The following is a 22,562-nucleotide window of genomic DNA, read 5'->3' as shown; positions in this document are numbered from 1 at the left end:
CAGTTATTTATGTCTCAGAATAAGCCAAAGAAAATACGGACCACCAATTAGGCTGGTTAAAAGACCGACAGGAATTTCAGTTGGAGCAACTAATGTTCGTGCTAAAGTATCAGCTAATAAAAGTAAACATGCCCCACCTAGTGCAGAACCTGGTATTAACCATTTATGATTTGCACCAACTTGTAATCGAATCATATGAGGTACAACTAAACCAACAAAAGCAATAATCCCACTAACCGCAACAGAAGTACCAATCAAAACCGCACTAAGTATTAATAAATAGCGTTTAGTACGTTCAACATTTATCCCCAAGTAATGAGCATCTTCATCCCCGAGCTGTAATATGTTGAGATGATGAGCAAGTTTTATCACACACAAAAGTGTTGGAAAAATTAATGAAATAGATACAATTACAAGATCCCAAGAGCCTTTTCCTAAATGTCCCATGGACCATAACGAAAGTTGACGTAATTGTGACTCATCACTAATGTAACTGAGCCCTCCCAATATTGATCCAATGATGGCATTAATTGCGACCCCTAACAAAATCATTTTAGCTAGGTTGCATTGTTCGTTGAGACTATAAAGATAAATAAGAACGCAGATAAATAGACTACCGGCAAAGGCTGCAATCATTTTACCGTAAAGCATCATTATAGGAGGAAAAACAGCAGGAAATAGTATCGTTACACCTACCATCAGGCTCGCACCACTACTAATGCCTAATAAGCCCGGATCTGCTAACGGATTTCTGAATAATCCTTGCATAACAGCACCAGAAGTGGCTAATGCCATACCGACCACTACAGCAAGTATAATTCTTGGTAATCGAATGTTACACCAAATATTCCATAATGGATCATCAAATGACATATTAATTAATTGCGTAAAAGATAATTTTAATGCTCCAGAGTTTGCCGAATAGACAATTAAAATTAAAAGTAAAGCAAATAATCCCACTAACAATATTTGTTGACTAGATTTTCGCACCGACTACCCTCATATATTTAATACTAATAACTAACCGTTAAGCTTGGGTCAACCACACTATATGCACGATTATCAAATTGTTGATTAGCTATTTTATCGATGATGATTTTGGCTAATTCTTTGCGATATACAAAACCATGAACTTCTTTAGCGAAATAACATTCACCATTATTTGTTATTTCTCCATCTCGTAAACCACCTGGTCTTAAGATCACATAATTTAATGAACTGGTTTGTAACCAAACTTCAGCTAGTGATTTTTCTCGAACTGCATTACCAAATGCTTGCTTAGCTCGTAAGGATAATGTTGACCATGAATCACCACAACCAAGCGAGGTCACTAATATCATTTGTTTAATTCCAACCTGTTCTGCGCAATCAATGATAATGCGCTGAGCAATGTAATTACCCGTTTCTCCACCTAAAGTTGAAATTACTGTCGCGTCACTACCGTTTTGTTGACATATCTGTTTCACTAATTCAACGTCAGTTGCATCGCCAACATGAGTTTCAATACCTTGTTCAGATAATTGTTTTGCAAAATCGGCATCACGAACTAATACAATACAACGCCACTCAGGGTGGCATTGTTTGATTAATTGAGATACTTGATAACCAGTTCCTCGCTTTGAACTTACACCAAAAATAATTACTGTTTTCATTTTATTGTTTCTTAAAATTAATTGATTTTTTTTGCTAAAGCTCTAAATTTTTCAAGTTGTTCTGCTTTTAATTGATGTTTTTCATCACGCCCAACAAAAATTTTAAACATTGATTGACCTAAATGATTAAGGAATATAATAGAAGCAGTCGACATTTTCATAAATTTTCTTTCAATAAATGCAATATATTGGCAATGTTCTGCTTTTATGTGACCACTTAACCCTTTTTGATGGCGTAAGTTAAAGTATTTTTGGCTATGAGTTCCAGGAGGCAATTCACCTGAAATTTCAGCAATAATGTCACCAGTATGAACTAAAAACAATACGTCACCCCAAGTTGTTACTTCTTCCCAAATTGTATCAAAGTTACTTCCATCTACGATTTTTGCATCAGGTATTGCTTGGATCACTTGCGTCATAGTGACTTTATGATCTTGGGCAATTTTCTCTAGTAATTCTTCAGGGTTAGATTGCATATAAGTTGCAAGACTATTTAAAAGGGTTTGTTTATCTGCCATAGTAATTTCCTTTAATTTTCTGTTTTTACTTGGATGTTTTGCATATGTGGGTGAGATTTAGGCATACCATTACCTTGTTGCATGGCTTGTCTAGCTTGTGCCATCTTGTTTTGTAATTCGATATGCTCAGGATTATTAAGCTGTAGTAAAAGCTGTTGCAAAGCTTGTACAATATTACTTGACCAAAAACGTCCCGATAAAGTCAATCGTAAACAACGATCTTCATTTTGTAGTAATCCTACTTCATGCCATTGCTTGATTAATGGATCAAATAATTCAGCTTGATTGGTAAGTTGCGTTAGATCAACACGCCCTTTTTCTATACCTGCTTGTAATTTATGCAGCCAGTCACCGAGTAATGGTTTACCGGTTAACATCATTAGGGGCTTTTTACCTTGATCTAATAAGGCATAATATTGATTTAAATCACGATGGATCATATATGATTGCCCGTCTAGCTTTCCACCAGCACAAGAACCAAATCCAAAAAAGTGTGAGCCTTGTTTGATTAAAAAATTGTATAAATTCCGTTCGCGACTCGTTTTTGCCCAATGAGCATTGGTTAAATGAGTCCAACCCTGTCTATCTAAATATTTAGCTCCTTGATGATAAAAATCGCACTTATCAGTTACTGTTGGAATCTCTATTCTTTTATTTTCAACACCTTTAGCTAATGGAGTTGTTGGTAAAAGATTTAAGGAGTAAAGATCAACTCCGTCGAGAGGCAATTGATCAGCAATTTCTAAATCTCTTTGCCAAGTAACTGGAGTTTGATTAGGTAATCCAAACATAAGGTCACAAACTAAAGCAACACTATCTCGTGCAGCAATACGTTCAAAACTTTTAATAATTTCTTTTTCAGAAGACTGGCGTCCTAATCGCTGTCTAATTTCAGTATTAAAGGTCTGAATACCTATCGAAAAACGGTTTGCCCCAGCCTCAATGTAACTATCAATTTTATCCTCATCGAAATCAGAAATTCGCCCTTCTACAGTAATTTCGCAGTCAGGTGCTAGAGGAGCATGTTTTTTTAGATAATTTATTACACGAGCTAATTGTCCTGCAGCTAAAGCTGAAGGTGTTCCACCTCCAAAATAAATAGCATGTATTGGCGCAGACTGCATCGCTTTATTGTTAATTTCTAGGGATATCTCTTGTAATAAGTAATCAATATAAGTGTTGGTATCAAATTTACGCAAAGGATTTTGATAAAATCCACAAAATTGACAATGAATATCACAAAAAGGAATATGTATATAAATAAGACGTTTTCGTCCAGATAAATCTGAATTTTGAACAATACTCCATTGTTGTTCCAATTCTTGAGGTGATACTGGTAAACTTGCTTGCAAAGGCATTACTGCCCAACGATCTTTAAAAGGTAAAACTGAGTTTGAAGCGTAAAACGCACTTACATCAAATGATTTCATAACATCCATTCATAAAAATAATCTCGGTGAATTAAATAATAATTATTATCATTTATCAATATTTTTTTAATTATTTTCTTATTTATCTATTTAAATCTGATTATTTTTTAAAATTTATGCTCAGTTTTCATACTAAACGCTAGTATTTTCATAAAAAATTAGCAAATAAAAACCTTTTTTTTAATAATGCTGATCGATTTATTGTATTGATTAGTAACTCGTGGAACCTTTATACAAATTGCATTTACATATTTTGCTAAAGATGAAATTACTATGGATAACATTATTGTTTCCCAAATAAACGCTTATCTTGTATTGATATTTCGGTAAATTTAAGTCAATTTTATTTCTTAATTCCTTATAATATTTAGCATAATCAATAATTTTCTTAAGTTATTTAATCAATCAAAACTTGATGATTAAGTGCAAAATGTGAAGCTGGTAAAATAGAATTACTCTATGAAAATATGAGTAAAATTATATTTAAGTTAAATAAACTGAAACAGAAATAAAAAGTACCAAAATTTCCCTACAAGATATCATTCTAATTTTCATATCCCCCAAAATATCAATATATTATTTTTGTAATAATTTGTTATAACATTATTATTTATTTGAATAAATTTTAATTTATCATTTGTGCTTGATCAGTTTCTAATGCTTTGCTATTAAATCCCCCAATATTTTATGTTGATAATGGTTATCATTTTCACTATATTATTCTTCCAAAATTGAAAACCATGGTAGGTAAATTAAATCATGAAGAAAAATTTTATAAAAAGGATTAGCCTATTTTTACTAATATTTAGTTTCAACAGCCTTCTCAATTATAGTTCAGCAAATGAAAGAATTGTTATTGCTGGAGGATCTCTTACTGAAATTGTATTCGCACTAGGTGCTGGAGATGATGTCGTAGGTGTTGATAAAACAAGCAGTTATCCTGAGAAAGTTAAACAATTGCCACAAATCGGTTATTGGAAATTATTAAATATTGAAGGTGTTTTATCGCTTAGACCAACCTTGTTTATAACATTAAATGATGTAGAACCTGATAATGTTATCGAAAAAGTTTCTGAGTCAAAAGTAGATGTATTAGCATTAAGGCGTGTACCTGGTACAATTGAACTGTTATACGAAAATATCAATAAAATTGCATCTAAATTAAATAAACAAGAAGAAGGCGAAAAATTAATCAATAGAATTAAAACCAATCTTGCCGACATTCAAGCCAAAATCGCAACTCACCCACAAAAAACAAAAGTTTTATCCCTAATGAGTATGAGTGGTTCCAATTCTGTAGCAGGTAAAAATACTACAATTGATGCATTAATTACTATCGCTGGTGGTGAAAATTTGGCAACGCATAATAGCTTCAAAAGTTACACTGCAGAATCAATTATAGCTATCAATCCAGAAGTTATCATTTTAAATAAATATTCGATTGATCAATTAGGTGGTTTAGACAAAGTCAATACTATTCCAGGTATTACTGAAACAAGTGCATTTAAAAATAATCGTATTACGGTTATAGATGATAGTTACTTATTTGGAATCGGGCCAAGAGTTGATGAAGCAGCAAAATTGCTATTCCAAAGATTTTACCCTGAATAAACTATTTTAATAATATTTTTATTAATTGAAGCAATAAATGCGCGCATTAAACATATTAAGTTTGAAAGGATAAAAATGTGAATTTTAAATATTTAAAAAAGACAAGTTCATTAGCAATAGGTTTAACATTAGCACTACCTACTTTCGCTACTGATAAACATAATGATGAAAAAGACATTGATACTATTACTGTAACAGCTCATGAAGCAACAAAAAATCCGGGAATGAATACTGAAATTTCTGAGCAAGATATTCGCCGTGATGGAGGTACTAATTTTGGTACTATAATGCGTTATCAACCTCTAATTTCTGCCCCAGGAAGTATTTCAGGTTCAGGTAGTGGTAAAAGTAGTTGGGACCGTGGTGGGTTTACTGGATACAATATCCGCGGTTTAGATGCTAACCGCGTGTCAATCGATATTGATGGTATGCCTTTACCAATAGCTCAAGGTCGGGTTAACTCTGTTGGACGAGCTGGGTTTGGATCTTACGGTATTGGCCGAGATTATATTGATACCTATATGTACAATAAAGTTGATATTCAATCAGGAGCGACATCGGTTAGTAATGCAAATAATGCCCTCGGTGGCTCAGTTTCATTCCAAACTAAATCGGCAAGTTATTATCTCTATCCAGGTAAAACGACCTACTTTGGTTATCAAAATAACTATGATAGTTCAGATAGAAGTTTCCACCAGGGCTTAACTATGGCTGGTGGTGATGATTATCTAAATGGTATTTTGGTTTTAAGTCGACGCGATGGCCAGCAAACACGTAATAATGGAGACTCAATAAGTAGTTATCCAGAAAACTGGCACTCCAACTCGATTTTAGCTGGTTTTGGCTGGCAAATGACAGAAGAACATTTAATTAATACAACAGTTGATTACAATAATAAAACCAAAAATTCTCATTATGATACTTGGGATAAATACGGTAAAAAAGTTGAGTCACTTGATCATCAAAGAAGCAAAAACAATCGCTTTAATCTTGCGATTAAAGATCAATGGAAACCAACTGCTATAAGCTGGATTGATAGTTTAACTACTCAATTAAATTATCAACGAACCAATGTCTATGATAGTACCGATATTAGACATACAACTAAAGGTAATTTTAATACTCAAACAAATTACAATACAAAAACTTATAATTTTATTACTACTTTAGTTAAAAACTATGAAAATCAGAAAATTAGCGCTGGTTTAAATGGTAAATGGAGTGAAGATGAATCACCATTCTTTACTTCAGCCCAATCTCAAAATGGTAGAATATTTCCAGACGGAGATTACACTAAACCCCAAGCAGATAGTCGAAGTTATCAATTAGGGGGATTCCTCGAAGACAGAATTAGTTTTAATATTAAAGATAGTAATAATTTCTATCTAGTACCTGGTGTTAGAGTTATTTACCAAAATACTAAACCTCGTAATTTAGAAAATATGGCTGTAACAAACATCAATGGTAGCCAGTTAGGTAAACAATATAGTAGCAATAGTGATTTCCAAGTTTTACCTTCTATGTCATTTATGTATGATATTAATCCTGACTTCACTGCTTATTTACAATACAAACGTTCCGCACAAATGCCAAATCAGAACCAATTATATGGATCTTATTTAGCGCATAGCAATATGTATGTACTTGTTGGTGATTCAAATCTTAACACTGAAACCAGTGACAATTTTGAATTAGGTTTGAAAGGACATCCTGTTTCAGGTGTAACTTTAACATCTTCAGCTTTTTATAATAAATATAAAAATTTCATCGCTTATACACGTTATAGAAAGAACTTTGTCGGAACAGGTAACCGAATTGTTTATCAAGCAGAAAATCGTGATAAGGCATACATCTATGGTGCTGAATTGAGCAGTGAATTCAATATCGGCAAATGGGTAGAATCTGCTAATGGCTTAAGCGCTAAATTTGCAATTGGTTATAACCAAGGCAAATCAAAATCAAGCTATTTAGGTGATAAATATATTGAAATGGATTCAATAGCACCAATGAAAAGTGTTGTCGGTTTAGCGTGGGATGATCCGAATAAATTTTATGGTGTGGCTGTTACAGCAACATTCCAAAAAGGTAAAAAAGCCGAAGCGACATCTAGAGAATCTTATGGTAATGATGGTAGACCACTTCCTAATTCTAAAGATGACTATTTTAGAATCGCCGGTCATGGCATTATTGATTTAACTGGTTATATTAATATTACTAAGAATGTTAAATTGAATGGTGGAGTTTATAATCTTACCGATCAAAAATATTGGGATTATCTAAGTAATAATAAATTATACAGCACATCAGATCATAAATATCTAAACATGTTTACTGCTCCAGGCAGAACATTCCAATTAGGTTTAGATGTTGATTTCTAGAATGATATATCATTTTTTCAAATAAATAACCCGCATCATGCGGGTTATTTATTCTATAGCCTTCTATAAAAGCTCCCTAAAGGTGTTTAGTTTTTTATTAAAATTAAAGTAAATTAGCATCAATAAATTAATAAAAAAATATCACATGTAATATTTACATGTGATAAAATTATGCTAATATAAGTTGTATAAAAAATTAAAGAATAACCAAAATTTATGAAAAAAACCAAAGAAGCTAAAAGCTCAGCATTTTATCAACAACAATACCGACAACGTTTAAGAGAACAGGGGTTGATAAAAAAAGAAGTTTGGATTTTGCCTGAAAATACTGCTGAGTTACTTGAAATCGAAAAAAAATTTCGTCAACCAGCTGTAGAAAATAAATCTTTTTTGTACCATGTGAAGGAAAACAATGAAATGAAAAATAAAGAAATCTGGAAAATTAATGACCTTTTCCAAGAATTAAATCAAACTGATTTAATCAAACAAGGTTCTGCAAGTATTGAAATAATTGATGGTGTCGATGCTTGTTTACATATCATTATGCATGACTATGGTGATTTACCACTTTTTTTAAGCGTTTCAAATCAGCAAATTATTGTAGAAGCACTACTTTGGCCAGTTTCACTAATCAAAAATCCTTCATCATTTAATGAAGAAATTCTGTCTGCTAGAAAACTATTTGCTTTATCAACTATAGCAATTGAAAAAACAGGAGATGGAGAAATCAATTACATTATGTATGGTGCACTTAGTTCATCCTCAACCTTAAACGATATTATTTATGAACTCGAAATGTTATCAGACAATGTGATCAAAGCGACTGAAGCTTATGAGCATTTCTTTAATATTGAATAGTTAAAGCGAAAAGTTATAGAAGGAGTTAAATATGGTTATCTTCAAAAAATTAGTAACAGCATTACGTGGTGGAATAAATGAAGTTGGCGAATCAATAATTGATTCTCAAGCGTTACGTATATTAGACCAAGAAATTAGAGATGCTGATGAAGAATTAAGACAAGCTAAAGAATCATTAGCTAATATTCTAGCAGAACAAAAATTAGCAGAGAAACAAGTTGAATCAACAAAAGCTCAAATAACTGAATATGAAGCATATGCTATTAAAGCACTTGAAAGTAACAATGAAGAGTTAGCTTTGGAAGTAGCGGAAAAACTTTCGGTACTCGAAAATCAATATGAAAATAACAAAAAGCAAGCTAACTATTTTGCTGAAAGTGTTAAAAATTTACGACAAACTATTTCACAATCTGAAATCAATATTCGTAATTTAAAACAACAAGTTGATATAGTTAAAGCTACTGAAAGTGTCCAAAAAGCACAATCTGCAGTAGCACAGCGTTACGGTGGTTCAACAGCTAAATTGCATACTGCACTCGATTCATTAGATAGAATCAAAAAACGTCAAGAAAAAGCTGCTGCCACTTTTGAAGCAAAAAAAGAATTAGCAGCAACTGAAAATCCTGATTCGCTTGATAGTAAATTAGAAGCGGCCGGTATTAAAGCTGGCAATAATAATGCAGCTTCAATTTTAGCTAGATTAAAAGAAAAACAATCGAATTAAAGTTTTCGCGTTTTGATATTTTTAAGTTAGAATAGCAAAAACAATTATAGAATAATTAATTAGTTAAAACTAGTTTGGATAGATGAAGGGAATATAATGGAACTGTTTTGGGGAATATTTTTTTCTTTTCCCGTAATTATCTTTAGTGTATTGTTAACAATCTGTATCTTATATTGGTTTGTTGCAGCATTAGGACTATTAAGCGTTGACTGTTTAGATTTTGATATCAGTGTCAATGATGTTTATAGTGATGTTCCATCTACTGGATTAGGTGGTTTATTAATGAAATTTGGCTTCAATGAAGTACCAATGACTCTCATCATCACTTTGATCTCTTTAATTGGATGGTCAATTAGTTATTTTGCCTTTCGTCTATTAATCCTACCTTTGTATAATTTTGTATTTCTTTATTATTTGGCAGGGATAGCTCTTTTAATTATCTCATTTATTTTATCAGTCTATTTAACTGCTTTTTTTATTAAACCACTTCGTCCTTTATTTAGAAAGTTGATAATTAACCACAATCATAAATCATTGTTAGGGCAAGTTATCGAAATACGCTCAAGTACCGTAACCAGAACTAAAGGACAAGCTACCTGTGAAGATGGAGGAGCGGGCCTTATTTTAGAGGTAAGATGTGATGAATCTTATCAATTCAAGCGCGGTGATAAAGCCGTAATCCTTCAGTATGATGAAACAACAAATTGTTATGAAATAATTAGCCTAAAAGATTTTAATGGCTAATAGAAGTTAATTTGGAGAATAGAAAAATATGTCTTTAAGCAGTGATACTATAATGTTTTTTTTGGTAATAGTTGGAAGTATATTCCTTGTAATTGTCGGATTCTTCCTATTATTTAAGGCATTTTACATAAAGGTTCCTCAAGGTACGGCGCTTATTGTTAATGACATGACGTCAAAACCTAAAGTTCATTTTACTGGTGCATTGGTATATCCAATCATCTACAAAAAAGAGTTCATGAAAATTTCCTTGATCACTTTTGACGTAGAACGAAGAGGTAAAGATGGTTTAATTTGCCAAGACAACCTTAGGGCTGACATCTGCGTAGCCTTCTATTTACGCGTTAATGAAACAACAGAAGATGTTCTTAAAGTTGCCAAATCAATCGGTGTAGATCGTGCATCAGACCAACAAGCGGTAAGCACATTATTTAGTGCTAAATTTTCAGAAGCATTGAAAACCGTAGGTAAACAATTTGAACTTGCAAAGCTATTTGAAGATCGAATGAATTTCCGTGAACGTATCATTGATGTAATAGGTAAAGACCTTAACGGTTATGCCCTTGAAGATGTTGCTATCGATTATTTAGAACAAACTCCAATTAAATCACTCGACCCAGATAATATTTTTGATGCTGAAGGTATTAATAAAATTACAGCTATAACTGCTGTACATAAAGATGAAACCAATAAGCGAGAACGCGATCTAGAGTTAGCTCTTAAGAAAAAAGATACTGAAACTATCGAAGCTAAACTTGAATTAGAGCGCCAACAAGCTGACGCTGAGGCTAGACAAAAACGTGAAATTGAAACTATTCGAGCTAGAGAAGCCGCTGAAACATTAAAAGTTCAAGAGGAAGAACGTTTGAAAGCTGAACAAGCTAGAATTCAAACCCAACAAGAAATTGAAGTAAGAGAAGAGAATCGTTTACGTGAAGTAGAAGTTGCACAGAATAACCGCCTAAGAGCTATTGCGATTGAAGAAGAACGTGTAATCCGAGCTCGTTCACTTGAAATTGTTGCTCGTGAACGTGAAGTTGAACTACAACGAATAGAGAAAGACAAAGTTGTAGAAGAGGAAAAGAAACAGATTGCTAATGTTATTCGTGAACGTGTAGCAGTTGAAAAAACAGTTGCAGTTGAAGAGGAAAACATTAAAGAAGTTCGTGAAGTTTCAAGAGCAGATCGTGAAAAACAAACAACAATTATTGAAGCTGAAGCTAGAGCTGAACAAGAGCTAGTTAAACAAGTAAAACAAGCTGAGGCAGATGAACAATCATCTAAACATCGCGCAATTGAAATCAGCACGATGGCTCAAGCTGAATTAGAAGCTGCAGCTAAACAAGCTGAAGCTAAAAAACAATTAGCTCAGGGTATAGAAGCCGAAGAAGCGGCAATAGGCCTTGCCGAAGCTAAAGTACGTAAAGCAAGAGCAGAAGCAGAAGAAAAAGAAGGTTTAGTCAAAGCAAATATTACAGCTGAGACATTATTAGCTGAAGCGAAAGGTAATCAAGAAAAAGGCTTAGCAGAAGCTAAAGTTATTGAAGCCAAAGCAATTGCAGTAGAAAAACAAGGTTTAACTGAAGCTAAAGTACTTGAGGAAAAACTTTCTGCTCAAGCTCGTGGTGATGAACGTATTGGATTCGCAAAAGCATCAGCAACAAAAGAACAAGGTCTTGCAGAAGCGTTAGTAATTCGCGAAAAATTAACTGCTGAGGCAAATGGTTTAGTAGATAAGTTCCAAGCAATGGGTACGATGAATGAACAATCGAAAAATCATGAGGAATTCCGTTTAGCGCTTGAAAAAGGTTTCGAACAAGCCATGGCTGCTATTGCTGCTAACAAAGAAATTGCTAGAGAACAAGCTGACGTGCTTGCTGCAGCATTCAGTAAAGCCAATATTGAAATTGTAGGCGGTAATGATAACTTCTTTAATAGCTTCTCTAAAGCAATTAGTGTAGGTAAAGCAATAGAAGGAACTGTTAATCAGAGCCCTGTACTACAATCTGCATTACAATCAGTACTATCTCGCTTATCGGGAGACAAAAACATAAACATAAAAGAGACTTTGCAAAACACTGATTTAAAAGCGTTAGCAAAACAATTTTTGTCATCCAATAATGAAAATGAATAGGTTACTATTAGAATAGCCATTTATCTATAATGTAATCAGTTTTAGGTAGGATTCATTTCCTACCTAAAACATTAGGTATTTCAGTATTATCTTCAACGAGTAAAACATGTCAGAAACCCAAGATCAGCAACAAACATCAATTGATAAAGCAGTCGCGGAAGGCGGAGCTTATGAAATTCTTCGTAAACGTTTAACCTCTTTAGGACAAGAACTTAATCAAAAGACAGAAGCTCTAAATCAGGAAAGGCTATCTGAGTTTGGTAAAAGTGACATGTCTATTATTAGCCGTATTCGTATTAGAACGGAAAATAACTGTGTAGCACGAGATATTGTTCGCTTTGGTGATTGGTTGTTGTTTGGTTATAACGTCTATTTAGGATTAAAAAAAGAAACCAAGATAGAAGATGTATTTTCACTTTATCAATTAGTTGAACGTGATAACAATTATGAAGCTGATCCGGTTGATCTCTCAAATACATTTTTAAATATAGATCGATTTATACAAGACTTTAATGAGCTTTATACTTATTATAAAAATGCCCAGTTACTTCAACTTGTTGAACGTGATGGAAAACTTCTTGCTAGTTTTCAAATTGGAGAACGAATTAGTGATATTCGTGTATTTCGATGGTCTATATCTAGCGATAAAAAAACAATTGAGTATATAGATAATCGAGGTGAGCGAGATATCGCACTACCTCCTGCCTACGATTTTGAATGGATCGAAACAACACGTGAAGATATTGTTAATGGGCGATTTCCTCATATCAATGTTCTTGATACAGTATTTGTTGAAACCATTGGTGGTGACTTAACAATAAAGTGTGAAAATAATACTAATGATGGTTTAGGAATTTATCGAGAAGAGGTTATAGATAAAAATCAATCAATTAATGATGCTAAAATAGAATATGCAAAAGTTGGTTCATTAATCCTATTGAAAATTCTCCCTTACCGCGAAGAGAATTGGCGCTATTTAGTTTATAACTCGCTAACCCAGCAAGTCCATCGTATAGATTTTATTGGTCAATCATGTATTCAACTTCCAGAAGATCATGGAATTATATTTCCTGGGGGATACTACTTACAAAATGGCGATTATAAAACTTTTGACCAATCAATGTCAGGTATGCGTTTCAGACGAATTCGCCGTTCGCCAAATGGTGAAGATGTTTTATACATTTTCTATGACCCGAGCAATGGGCGACTAGCGCTGTTCAATTATAATATGATTGAACGCAAACTAGATAACCCAATTTTAGGTCATGGCTATGCCGTTTTTGAAGATGGTCGAATGGTCGTTTTTGAAGGAGAAAGTAATGAGCCAACTAGAGTTCATCCAATGCAAATTTGGCAAACTCCTTTTTATAGTGATGAATATGCAGCACAACAACCGACAAATAATAGCTTCCTCGGAAAAATAGGTAATGCTGAACTTGTTCGCGGAATTTCAGATCTGTATTTTATCTCGCGCGAAATCGATAACCAGGCAGTCTCTTCACAACTCTATAGCAAACTAAGTGAAGATACAAAACGGCTCTTTGATAATTACTTTTGGCTCAATGACGAGAAACACCTATCATTCTCCCCTATTCTTCGTAATATTTCACAAACGAGTGAATTGGTTATAGATGAGTATGAAAAAGTCGAAAGCATTCGACGTCAATCCGAAAGCGCTATGCGTGAGGCAATTTCTAATCAACAAGATTTATTAACCAAGCTTTACCCTGATAGCTGGCAAGAAACACAAGAATTTGTTGATGCATTAAATGCAATAAAATTACAACTTGGGAGTTTAGTCACATTAAGAACTTACCGATACATTGATTTAGACCAAATCGATGAAATGGAAAATAAACTAAAAGCTAGACAAGCTGAGGTTTCACTAGCTACTGCTGAGTTTTTAGGAAGTGATAAAGCATTAGAGCCATTCAATGTAAAAATTGACGATATTGAACAGCAAATTACCAAAGCAGATACTGTTGCAAAATTACTTGAATCTGTTGAAATAACAGAAACTATGTCAACTGATTTAGATATGCTTTCACAATTGATAGCAACCCTAAAATTTGATGATGTCACATTACAAACTAAAATCATAGAATCAATAGCTGAAGTCTATGCAAAACTTAACCAAACAAAAGCTAAAATTCAACAAAAACGAAAAAATTTAGCTAATGTTGAAATGGTTGCTCAATTTGGTGCTCAATTTAAATTATTTGGCCAAAGTATTGCCAATGCCTTGAGTATGGCAACAACACCTGAAAAATGTGATGATGAGCTATCTCGTCTTCTAGTACAACTTGAAGAGCTTGAAAATCAATTCAGTGAAAGTGAAGAGTTCCTTAATGATATTCTGGCTAAACGGGAAGAGATATTAGAATCATTTGAAACTCACAAACAATTACTACTTGAAGATAGAACAAGACGAACAGAAGCGTTACTTACGGCTGCCAATCGAATTTTAGACAGTATACCAAGAAGAACGGCTAAATTTTCTGATCAAAATGAGTTAAATGCTTTTTTTGTTGCCGACGCTTTAGCTTTAAAAATTCGTGAAATTGTCGAAAAATTAAGAGCACTTTTTGATAATGTCAAAGCAGATGATATTGAATCTCGTTTCCAAAGTGCCAGAGATCAATCAATACGTGCCTTACGAGATAAATCAGAAATATTTGAATCTGGCGGAAATGTAATCAAACTGGGGCCAAGACATAAGTTTAGTGTCAACACCCAAGAACTTGATTTAACCATTGTACCAAAAGAAGAGCATCTTTATTTGCAATTAACGGGTACTGATTATCAGGAAAGAATTAATCACCCTAAATTAGAAAGTTATAAACCTTTCTGGTCAATTTCATTAGAATCCGAATCGCCTAGTGTTTACCGTGGTGAATATTTAGCATATTCAATAATTAATTCAGCGCTTAAAAAAGAGCATGATTTAAGTTATGACGATTTAAAAAATCAATTAAACCAACCTGAGGTATTCGCTAAAACAGTAAGAGATTATGCGTCAATGCGATATCGTGAGGGCTATGAAAAAGGGATTCACGATCACGATGCATTAAAAATATTAGCCAAACTGATCCCGCTAGGTGAAGCGGCCGGTCTATTACGCTATAACCCTTTAGCACGAAGCTTAGCTATCTTTTTTTGGCATCATAATCAAAAGAATGATATTGCCAAATTATGGCCAGAACGAGCCAAAACTTGTAAAGATATACAGGCGTTATTTGGTCATGATGAAGGTATAAGAAATCTTCAAACAGAGATGTCTTTTGAATTAACCCAATTTTTAGAAAAGTACCCTATTCAACATGAACAGTATCATGTAAAACAAGCAACTGAATATTTAAGCTATATATTAGCCGAAACACCACAAGAATTTACGTTAAGTAAATATGGCCACTATCTATTTGAAGGTTTAAAAGCCCGCCTCGAGGAATCTCATATGTGGGGTGATTTTAACCAATCACAAAGCAATCTTCAAAAACGACTTGCCGATCGCTGGATTCTAATCGAAAGTTGGTTTAAAGGTCTTTGTACCCTACCCCAATATCAAAAACTATCAGACTATATTGCTGAAGCTTTAGTATTGTGTATGTTAGATAAAGAAAGTAGCATTACGCTGGGAATTAGCGAGCTTGAGCTTGATATTTCCGTCAACGATTTACTTGGCGATCATCCAAGTATAATTCAGGGAGTGTTGAATATTAATCTTGATGATTTCTTTAGTCGCATGCGTAAACAGTCCAGAATTATTATTCCGGAGTTTCAGCATTATCAAAGTCTTCGTCAGGAAGTACTCGATGAACAACGTGATCTTCTACATCTGGAGGAATTTAAGGCTAAACCATTAAGTTCGTTTGTGCGAAACAAACTCATTAATCAAGTTTACTTACCTATCATTGGTGATAACTTAGCTAAACAAATGGGAACGGTTGGTGAAACTAGACGTACCGATTTAATGGGGTTATTACTGCTTATATCTCCACCAGGTTATGGTAAAACGACGTTAATGGAATATGTTGCTAATCGTCTTGGATTAATCTTTATGAAGATTAACGGTCCGGCTTTAGGTCATAGTGTGTTATCTTTCGATCCAAATCAAGCACCGAATGCAACTGCCAAACAAGAGTTAGTAAAACTTAATCTAGCGCTTGAAATGGGAAATAACGTCATGCTTTATATTGATGATATACAGCACACCAATCCGGAATTCTTACAAAAATTCATCTCCCTTTGTGATGGTTCACGCCGAATAGAAGGTGTTTGGAAAGAGAAAACTAAGACCTATGATCTCCGAGGTAAAAAATTCTGCGTTATTATGTCAGGTAACCCATATACTGAATCAGGAGAAGTATTCAAAATACCAGATATGTTGGCTAACCGTGCAGATATTTATAATTTAGGTGAAGTTCTTGGTGGTATGGATGAAGTTTTTGCTTCAAGTTATATTGAAAACTGCTTAACTTCAAATCCAATTTTAGCACCACTTGCGCTACGTGACTTAAATGATCTTTATCAACTCATTGATCATGCACAAGGTAAACCACTTAATAGCAATGAATTAAGTTATGCTTACAGCCAAGCAGAAATCAGCGAAATTATTGCAGTACTTACTCACCTATTGAAAATTAGAGAAGTGGTATTCAAAGTTAACCAACAATACATCGTCAGTGCTGCTCAATCAGATAAATACCGTACAGAACCACCTTTCAAACTTCAAGGTAGTTATCGAAACATGAATAAACTTGCTGAGAAGGTTTCTTCTGTTATGAATGATGATGAACTAAATCAAATCATCAACGATCACTATTTGGGTGAAGCTCAACTATTAACTAATGGTGCTGAAGAAAATCTTCTTAAACTCGCTGAAATTCGTGGCGTATTAACTGATACACAAACTAAACGTTGGCAACAAATCAAAGCTGATTTTATACGCAATAAAACACTAGGTGGTGATGAAAGTGATACCGGAAACCAAATTGTTACGCAATTGGCTGACTTAGTGCAAAGTGTACAGGCTTTGCAGTTATCATCAAATAAAAAACCGAAAAAAGAGAAAAGGAATACAAAAGGTAAATAGCGAATTTTATTTATATTTTATTGTTAATAAAAAAGGCGGAAATAGACTTCCGCTTTTTTATTATTTAGGTAAAAAGGTAATTGAAATAGGTCAAATCCACATTAATGATAAAAAAACGTATAATAAATAGGCAAAAATATAACAACCTATTGGTGTGATTATCAACAAAATACCTAATCTTCGCATAATTTTGGTTTTAGCTAAGCATAAAATTATTAGACCAATTACGAAAACTAATAAATAAACCCACCAAAAGATAAATAGTGACAATATAAAAAAACCTATTCCATTTAAATAAATCATTTAATTAACTCCATTAATTATTGTTTTTTCTATTTTATCCTTTTCTAGTTATTTATCATAATTGACTAATCCGACTTTTATTTCAGAAGTTTAAGAAGACAAAACGATAATGGGTATTAATTCATCAAGCCCAGACAAATTAAATCAGAATATCCTTTTTCATTTTAACACCCCAACATTGCATAACTGGTTTATTGGTGAAGTTATTTGCCCAATCTGGGATAAAATATGGGGTAGTTTCTAATTGGGAAAGATTATGAACAATAAGTTTACTGGTATCATCATTCACATTAATTGATAAATAATATTCAGACAGTTGCATTACTATTTCAAAATAACCAATAGTATTGAAGCCAAATTTTTACACTAAAATTCAAAATAATATACCGTTTAAAATACCATAGGGATTTCTTAACATAATATTCAAAGATAGGTTTTATAGGTTTCGATTATTTTAACACTTTTTGCGATCCAAGTCCCTATTCTTCACTTCAATTCACACACCAAAAAGTATTAGTTTATGATGAATAAAACTAACTAAACTTTCATAACATGATCACAATACACGACACAAAAGCAATTTACATACTAACCGATCCAGATAGCGATTCAATTTACGATTGCGAAAATGATTCGTACCTGATTTTCCCATCTCTCGACATTTATAATGACTGAAGGTGTTTTTATCAGAATGACAGATTAAATAAAGTCGGAATTTTTAGATCGTATAAAAATGCGGTTGAGTATGTAAAATTGCTGATTGATGGCATTTAGTTATTCAGTTTTTCAGGCCAGTCGATATCAGGTGCGGTATTAACATCTATCTGATTTAACTCAAAACGATATTTTTTCCATTTTTTCAATATTTCGACTTGTTGTTCTGTAGCTATTTCAGAGTCAACAGCATCTTGAAAATTGCTGATTTCATTATTAGCTTCTTTTAGCAATTGTGATTTTTGTGATTGAGCAATCGCTATCTCATATTGATGTTGTTTGTCTTTATCTAGTACCCATTTTTTGCCGTTCCAGCTATCAAATTCGGAATTAGGTTTTAATAATGTAAACCCTGCTGGGATATCGCCAATATTTTTCACGGTTGATTCTGCGCCAGTTTCTGTCGAGTAAATTGTTTTACCACGATAATCGGTTGGGTATGTCCATTTATCATCTTGGCGTACAATTGCATGATCATCGTCTACTTTTTTTGGTGCGTCTAAATATGACTGAGCAGGCAATCCAACGCCGACAGGCAGAAATTGATACGTTGCCCCCAAATATTCGCCAGTTTGAGAATTAACATTGTAAACAATAGCCCACCCAGCCGATGCTGTTAGTCCATTTTCATCTAAAATAGCTGTTTCTGGTTGTAATTGATATTTCATTGTAGTCTCCAAATTATTCTGCTCTAACTATATACATAAATGCGATATTGCGCGGGTGGTTATCGTGAGAAACCGGGGTGACTCGAGATGCGTCAAAAAAAGCTGCTGGTACGTTTATTTGTTTTTGATAAATACCTGAACCATTTGACGAATAAATGGTGTTGGTAGTCCCCACGATCGGTCGCATTCCAAATGCCCCCGATGTTGACGCTGGTTGAGATAGCACACCCGGCGATGCCAGAGGCCAAAATTCAGCTCTAATATTACGAATGGCATCAACCTGCCAGCTGAATATACCTCGCCCAGGATCTACACCTCGCCCTGCGTCCCACCCCCTAATAAATTCCCCACGCAGGTCTGGTAATCGTCCATTTGGGTAGGCGGCCGCTAATCGAGGATAGTCGCTTGTGTTAAATGGTGATCCGTTACATTCAAACCAGCCTGCGGGCGGGGTTGCCTGCGGCCATGGCATGGGAACGCCTACGGGAACGCTTCTATTGCGAACGAACCAATCTAGATTTGTAATTCGCTCAACTGGTACATAGCCTTCACATAGCGACCCATCAGAATTAAATCCCCACGCCGCTCTATTTGTTACACGATTATACATTGCGATAACGCCGTCATCACGTACAAACAAAAAAAATCGTTTATCGTGAGAATGTACCCGGGATTCATTAGAGCACAACTCAAATTTATCAGAAATATCGCCGATTCTATTATGTGCATTGTTAGCATTTGTATTTGCTTTCGCCGCATTATCATTAGCTTTTTTAACAGCCAGAGGTGTAGCCGCTTCGGTTTCTGATTCGCTGTTAGTTGATGAGTTAAGCTTTACACTACCTTTACTGACAAACTCTTTAATAGCTGTGGCAAGTTGATCATGTTTTGTTTTATCAAGCACGAAACCTGCTGATTCAATAGCATTAGCAATTTCCTCTTGAATCGAATCACAATAAAAATAATCAAGTTGTGTTGCTGGTGTACCAGTTTGTGGATTTCCCCTAGTAAACCCATTTTTTCCTTGCCCAAATTTATCTTTTTGGGCTGTTGGTGTGTCAATTCTATGCATTGATTACTCCGTATTTAAAAATTACATAGGTATGTGATGGGCATAATTTGTCAATTATGCATTCGATCTGTTTGTCACTCCATTCCCTTAAATATGAATCACAATGATCCTCACATGTCATTTCTGTTATTTTATAATTGTGGGGAATGTTAATAATCCAGTAAAAACGCCATTCTTCATCATACAAATAATCTTCGCATGATGATTCACATGTAAAAACATCATTGTTATAGTTAGTGATAGTTGCATCTGGATAACCGTTGATAGCTAATAGATTTAGATAAAAATCTTTATTGATTGCTCCTGTCAGATTTAATTTAGAATCTAAACGATTTCGACGAGTTGTTAACGTTTGAAATAACTCTGAATAACAACTATCAGGTAAACCACAAACTTGCTCATATCTGTCAATAAGTTCTGTTGTAGTTCGCGGATCAATTTCTCGCATTAGGTCATCAACTCGATGATGTGTTTTTGATAATGTTAATGCTAATGATAAAAGTATTGGCTCTTCTTTATCCCATGCTGGGCCGTATGGTAATAAATGACTAACCATACTTTGATATTGTTTTTCTATATCCATTCAATATTCCCCAATACTGCAACTTCATTTTTTTCTATAAAAATATTTTTATTTGGGTACATTAATTCATGCGAATATTCACCAAATGAAGAACTGATTACTTCACTTATGCGAGATCTAAATAGTGTTGATTGTGGTCTTCCTTCGCGTAGAAGAAATTCTTTTAACTCTGCTTCTATTTGATAACGAATTTCTGGGTTGTCTGGGGTTACTATAATTTTAAAATCAATGGGCTTAGGGAGAGGCGAAAAAACGATTAACCTAGAGCCAGCAACAGGTGCTAGAGGTTCAATGTGCTTTTTGATATTTTGAATTGTGGTATTGTCTAAAATAGGATTAACAGGATCGCTATTTGCAACCATCAAACCTACGCTACCAGTACCGGCCCAATGACGATAACACCAAGCCCTTGTAACTCCTGATATTTCTTTAGCCCATTGCACATAATCCTGATCTGCTCCACTTTGAGGGGTATAATACCACCTATCTATAACTCGTTTTCTGAATGTTTCTATATCTTCAACATCTGTACCGCTTTCAATAGAATCAGCAAAACATGTTGATGATAGCCCTGTAACCGGTGAAATCAGTGACATGCTTGTGCCATCATCACAGTTCCCTTTTTTTCCGAGTTCATCACAGATTACAGGCACTCTTAAGATATTATTTGCAGATGTTATTGTCTGTGTAACTGTATACATACACTGATCAACTTGGCGTCTAACTTTTTGATCTTTTTTGATAATAATGCCGTCTGATACTTCATCAAACCTAATATAGCCAACCGCAGATGTAGGTTGTTTTCTATAGCAACGCTTCATATTGCCATGCCGAATTAGCCAATTTTCATCAGCTTGATCAGGTAAAATATTTTTTGCCATGTTTTCTATATAACCCAATAATATATGAGTCGCTCCAGCGATAACACGCCCATAAACTTCAGGATCATTGCGTCGTAACGATATTAATTCATCATCAATAGCTAAACGTGCATACAAATCATTGCGAATAGTTGTGATTAAATCTGGTAAAGTCGGTCTTGAAAATTCACTAGCCATTGATTTTACTCCAAAGGTTATCAAACCTATATTCTTCATTAATTCCATCTTTTTTAAAGATATTAATAGTAGCAACTAAAACAGTTAAATCGATTCGCTTAACAGAAACATCGATACGTGATGCCAGCCCATCATTAATCATCCATTGCACAGCTTCTTTTATATAAATTTTTGCAAAGTTAGCTGTTTGGTTATTTAATTTTGAACGGGCTAATAAATAAAGTCGTGATCCGATTTTGTCATTAGCGATACTAGGATATGAGTCACCCCACCAGCCATATGGATGATCTGAATCATCACTGGTATTTTTTCTACGCCAAGTGAATAAGGAAATTATTAGCGCACGATATAGCGTATTTTGAATATCAGTTGGATTGGTATTTTTGCCATTTACTGTCAATATCATTTTTTTTACTCATGAAAAAACCGTCATTAGACGGTTTATATAGTGAAGTGTTAATTACTTTAATCGTTGATTAGGAACCTGCGTAATGGAGTTTGTTTCATTATGAGTGTGCCCATTATAAATGGTTCTAATATCAGAAATAGTGCTGGTTTGGTCTTCAATTTCACCTGTAGATTTTAATAACGGTGTAGCAAAATTTGTCCCAACTGATGCTTTAACAACTAAGTTTTTGGTATTTAGTTCTATTGCATCATCAGCATTCACAATAAATTTTTTAGTTTTTACATTAATTTCATTATTGCGATTAAAAATAATGTAATCACCTTCATCTGTATAAATGGCTACTTCACCCTGCTTAAGCGACTTAATTCGATAACGACGATCCCCTGCTACTAATATTACACCATGAGACTTATCACCGTCTAAAAATAATGCAACGGCTTCAGCTCCATCTAATGGCCTTGAAGTAAAACCATAAGACTCTATTTGTTCTATATCGCTTTTCTGCTCTCCACCAGACATTTTTATTTGCAATGTTTGGCATTTACTTCCACTGTTACTAGATGTTATATAACCACGTGAAACCAAATTCATTATTTTATTTAAAACTTGTCGCATTA

18 protein-coding genes are annotated in these 22,562 nt (G+C 34.0%); 7 read left to right on the top strand and 11 right to left on the bottom strand.

Annotation, left to right across the window (positions count from 1 at the left end):
* Nucleotides 1-3: 3 nt before the first annotated feature.
* Genes J3T98_RS01465 through hutW form a run of 4 tightly spaced genes read right to left on the bottom strand, consistent with a single transcriptional unit; the run spans nucleotide 4 to nucleotide 3,609 of the window.
* Nucleotides 4-990: a FecCD family ABC transporter permease gene (locus J3T98_RS01465; RefSeq protein WP_267361955.1), complete on the bottom strand. Its 987-nt coding sequence runs from the start codon at nucleotides 988-990 to the stop codon at nucleotides 4-6.
* Between the two features lie 23 nt (nucleotides 991-1,013).
* Complete coding sequence (locus J3T98_RS01460; RefSeq protein ID WP_267361954.1) at nucleotides 1,014-1,652, bottom strand: NAD(P)H-binding protein; 639 nt, start codon at nucleotides 1,650-1,652, stop codon at nucleotides 1,014-1,016.
* Between the two features lie 17 nt (nucleotides 1,653-1,669).
* Nucleotides 1,670-2,170, bottom strand: a complete 501-nt coding sequence (hutX, locus tag J3T98_RS01455) for a heme utilization cystosolic carrier protein HutX (RefSeq protein WP_065562481.1) — start codon at nucleotides 2,168-2,170, stop codon at nucleotides 1,670-1,672.
* 11 nt (nucleotides 2,171-2,181) lie between these two features.
* Nucleotides 2,182-3,609: a heme anaerobic degradation radical SAM methyltransferase ChuW/HutW gene (gene hutW / locus J3T98_RS01450; RefSeq protein ID WP_416380600.1), complete on the bottom strand. Its 1,428-nt coding sequence runs from the start codon at nucleotides 3,607-3,609 to the stop codon at nucleotides 2,182-2,184.
* 750 nt (nucleotides 3,610-4,359) lie between these two features.
* Between hutW and J3T98_RS01445 the strand changes: the two genes are divergently transcribed.
* The 7 genes from J3T98_RS01445 to J3T98_RS01415 all read left to right on the top strand — a co-directional run bounded on the left by J3T98_RS01445 (nucleotide 4,360) and on the right by J3T98_RS01415 (nucleotide 17,138).
* Nucleotides 4,360-5,211, top strand: coding sequence for a heme/hemin ABC transporter substrate-binding protein (locus J3T98_RS01445; RefSeq protein WP_267361952.1), 852 nt, complete (start codon nucleotides 4,360-4,362; stop codon nucleotides 5,209-5,211).
* A gap of 77 nt (nucleotides 5,212-5,288) precedes the next feature.
* Entirely contained in the window at nucleotides 5,289-7,589 is a 2,301-nt protein-coding gene (locus tag J3T98_RS01440) for a TonB-dependent receptor domain-containing protein (RefSeq protein WP_065734405.1), read from the top strand.
* Nucleotides 7,590-7,805: 216 nt separating this feature from the next.
* Nucleotides 7,806-8,447 carry a YjfI family protein gene (locus J3T98_RS01435; RefSeq protein ID WP_267330274.1) on the top strand — a complete coding sequence of 214 codons (642 nt, stop codon included), beginning with the start codon at nucleotides 7,806-7,808 and terminating at the stop codon, nucleotides 8,445-8,447.
* Nucleotides 8,448-8,478: 31 nt separating this feature from the next.
* On the top strand, nucleotides 8,479-9,171 hold the full coding sequence (locus tag J3T98_RS01430; RefSeq protein ID WP_267361951.1) for a PspA/IM30 family protein: 693 nt from the start codon (nucleotides 8,479-8,481) through the stop codon (nucleotides 9,169-9,171).
* 96 nt (nucleotides 9,172-9,267) lie between these two features.
* The gene (locus J3T98_RS01425; RefSeq protein ID WP_267361950.1) at nucleotides 9,268-9,915 is read left to right on the top strand and encodes a hypothetical protein; all 648 of its coding nucleotides are present in this window, start codon (nucleotides 9,268-9,270) and stop codon (nucleotides 9,913-9,915) included.
* A gap of 28 nt (nucleotides 9,916-9,943) precedes the next feature.
* Complete coding sequence (locus tag J3T98_RS01420; RefSeq protein WP_065563261.1) at nucleotides 9,944-12,046, top strand: hypothetical protein; 2,103 nt, start codon at nucleotides 9,944-9,946, stop codon at nucleotides 12,044-12,046.
* A 106-nt stretch (nucleotides 12,047-12,152) separates the two neighbouring features.
* Complete coding sequence (locus J3T98_RS01415) at nucleotides 12,153-17,138, top strand: DNA repair ATPase (RefSeq protein ID WP_267361949.1); 4,986 nt, start codon at nucleotides 12,153-12,155, stop codon at nucleotides 17,136-17,138.
* A 442-nt stretch (nucleotides 17,139-17,580) separates the two neighbouring features.
* Here the strand turns inward: J3T98_RS01415 and J3T98_RS01410 are convergent, their stop codons facing one another.
* The 7 genes from J3T98_RS01410 to J3T98_RS01380 all read right to left on the bottom strand — a co-directional run bounded on the left by J3T98_RS01410 (nucleotide 17,581) and on the right by J3T98_RS01380 (nucleotide 22,560).
* Nucleotides 17,581-17,763, bottom strand: a complete 183-nt coding sequence (locus J3T98_RS01410) for a hypothetical protein (RefSeq protein ID WP_065563258.1) — start codon at nucleotides 17,761-17,763, stop codon at nucleotides 17,581-17,583.
* Nucleotides 17,764-18,211: 448 nt separating this feature from the next.
* The gene (locus J3T98_RS01405; RefSeq protein WP_267361948.1) at nucleotides 18,212-18,823 is read right to left on the bottom strand and encodes a tail fiber assembly protein; all 612 of its coding nucleotides are present in this window, start codon (nucleotides 18,821-18,823) and stop codon (nucleotides 18,212-18,214) included.
* A gap of 13 nt (nucleotides 18,824-18,836) precedes the next feature.
* Nucleotides 18,837-19,895 carry a phage tail protein gene (locus tag J3T98_RS01400; protein WP_267361947.1) on the bottom strand — a complete coding sequence of 353 codons (1,059 nt, stop codon included), beginning with the start codon at nucleotides 19,893-19,895 and terminating at the stop codon, nucleotides 18,837-18,839.
* Nucleotides 19,888-20,478 carry a YmfQ family protein gene (locus J3T98_RS01395; RefSeq protein ID WP_267361946.1) on the bottom strand — a complete coding sequence of 197 codons (591 nt, stop codon included), beginning with the start codon at nucleotides 20,476-20,478 and terminating at the stop codon, nucleotides 19,888-19,890. The genes J3T98_RS01400 and J3T98_RS01395 overlap by 8 nt, the downstream gene beginning before the upstream one ends.
* A complete protein-coding gene (locus J3T98_RS01390; RefSeq protein WP_267361945.1) occupies nucleotides 20,469-21,536 on the bottom strand; it encodes a baseplate J/gp47 family protein in 1,068 nt (355 codons plus the stop codon). The genes J3T98_RS01395 and J3T98_RS01390 overlap by 10 nt, the downstream gene beginning before the upstream one ends.
* Complete coding sequence (locus tag J3T98_RS01385; protein ID WP_267361944.1) at nucleotides 21,529-21,942, bottom strand: phage GP46 family protein; 414 nt, start codon at nucleotides 21,940-21,942, stop codon at nucleotides 21,529-21,531. The genes J3T98_RS01390 and J3T98_RS01385 overlap by 8 nt, the downstream gene beginning before the upstream one ends.
* A 54-nt stretch (nucleotides 21,943-21,996) precedes the next feature.
* On the bottom strand, nucleotides 21,997-22,560 hold the full coding sequence (locus tag J3T98_RS01380; RefSeq protein WP_267338527.1) for a phage baseplate assembly protein V: 564 nt from the start codon (nucleotides 22,558-22,560) through the stop codon (nucleotides 21,997-21,999).
* Nucleotides 22,561-22,562 lie beyond the last annotated feature (2 nt).

The organism is Gilliamella sp. B2772 (assembly GCF_026536985.1).
Classification (GTDB): domain Bacteria; phylum Pseudomonadota; class Gammaproteobacteria; order Enterobacterales; family Orbaceae; genus Gilliamella; species Gilliamella apicola_E.
This window is presented reverse-complemented; position numbering and strand designations above follow the sequence as displayed.

Excerpts from the sequence above, each read along its gene's own strand:
- J3T98_RS01460 (WP_267361954.1), bottom strand. The coding sequence starts at position 1,652 with ATGAAAACAGTAATTATTTTTGGTGTAAGTTCAAAGCGAGGAACTGGT.
- hutX (WP_065562481.1), bottom strand. The coding sequence starts at position 2,170 with ATGGCAGATAAACAAACCCTTTTAAATAGTCTTGCAACTTATATGCAA.
- hutW (WP_416380600.1), bottom strand. The coding sequence starts at position 3,609 with ATGGATGTTATGAAATCATTTGATGTAAGTGCGTTTTACGCTTCAAAC.
- J3T98_RS01445 (WP_267361952.1), top strand. The coding sequence starts at position 4,360 with ATGAAGAAAAATTTTATAAAAAGGATTAGCCTATTTTTACTAATATTT.
- J3T98_RS01435 (WP_267330274.1), top strand. The coding sequence starts at position 7,806 with ATGAAAAAAACCAAAGAAGCTAAAAGCTCAGCATTTTATCAACAACAA.
- J3T98_RS01430 (WP_267361951.1), top strand. The coding sequence starts at position 8,479 with ATGGTTATCTTCAAAAAATTAGTAACAGCATTACGTGGTGGAATAAAT.
- J3T98_RS01425 (WP_267361950.1), top strand. The coding sequence starts at position 9,268 with ATGGAACTGTTTTGGGGAATATTTTTTTCTTTTCCCGTAATTATCTTT.
- J3T98_RS01420 (WP_065563261.1), top strand. The coding sequence starts at position 9,944 with ATGTCTTTAAGCAGTGATACTATAATGTTTTTTTTGGTAATAGTTGGA.
- J3T98_RS01415 (WP_267361949.1), top strand. The coding sequence starts at position 12,153 with ATGTCAGAAACCCAAGATCAGCAACAAACATCAATTGATAAAGCAGTC.
- J3T98_RS01410 (WP_065563258.1), bottom strand. The coding sequence starts at position 17,763 with ATGCAACTGTCTGAATATTATTTATCAATTAATGTGAATGATGATACC.
- J3T98_RS01405 (WP_267361948.1), bottom strand. The coding sequence starts at position 18,823 with ATGAAATATCAATTACAACCAGAAACAGCTATTTTAGATGAAAATGGA.
- J3T98_RS01400 (WP_267361947.1), bottom strand. The coding sequence starts at position 19,895 with ATGCATAGAATTGACACACCAACAGCCCAAAAAGATAAATTTGGGCAA.
- J3T98_RS01395 (WP_267361946.1), bottom strand. The coding sequence starts at position 20,478 with ATGGATATAGAAAAACAATATCAAAGTATGGTTAGTCATTTATTACCA.
- J3T98_RS01390 (WP_267361945.1), bottom strand. The coding sequence starts at position 21,536 with ATGGCTAGTGAATTTTCAAGACCGACTTTACCAGATTTAATCACAACT.
- J3T98_RS01385 (WP_267361944.1), bottom strand. The coding sequence starts at position 21,942 with ATGATATTGACAGTAAATGGCAAAAATACCAATCCAACTGATATTCAA.
- J3T98_RS01380 (WP_267338527.1), bottom strand. The coding sequence starts at position 22,560 with ATGCGACAAGTTTTAAATAAAATAATGAATTTGGTTTCACGTGGTTAT.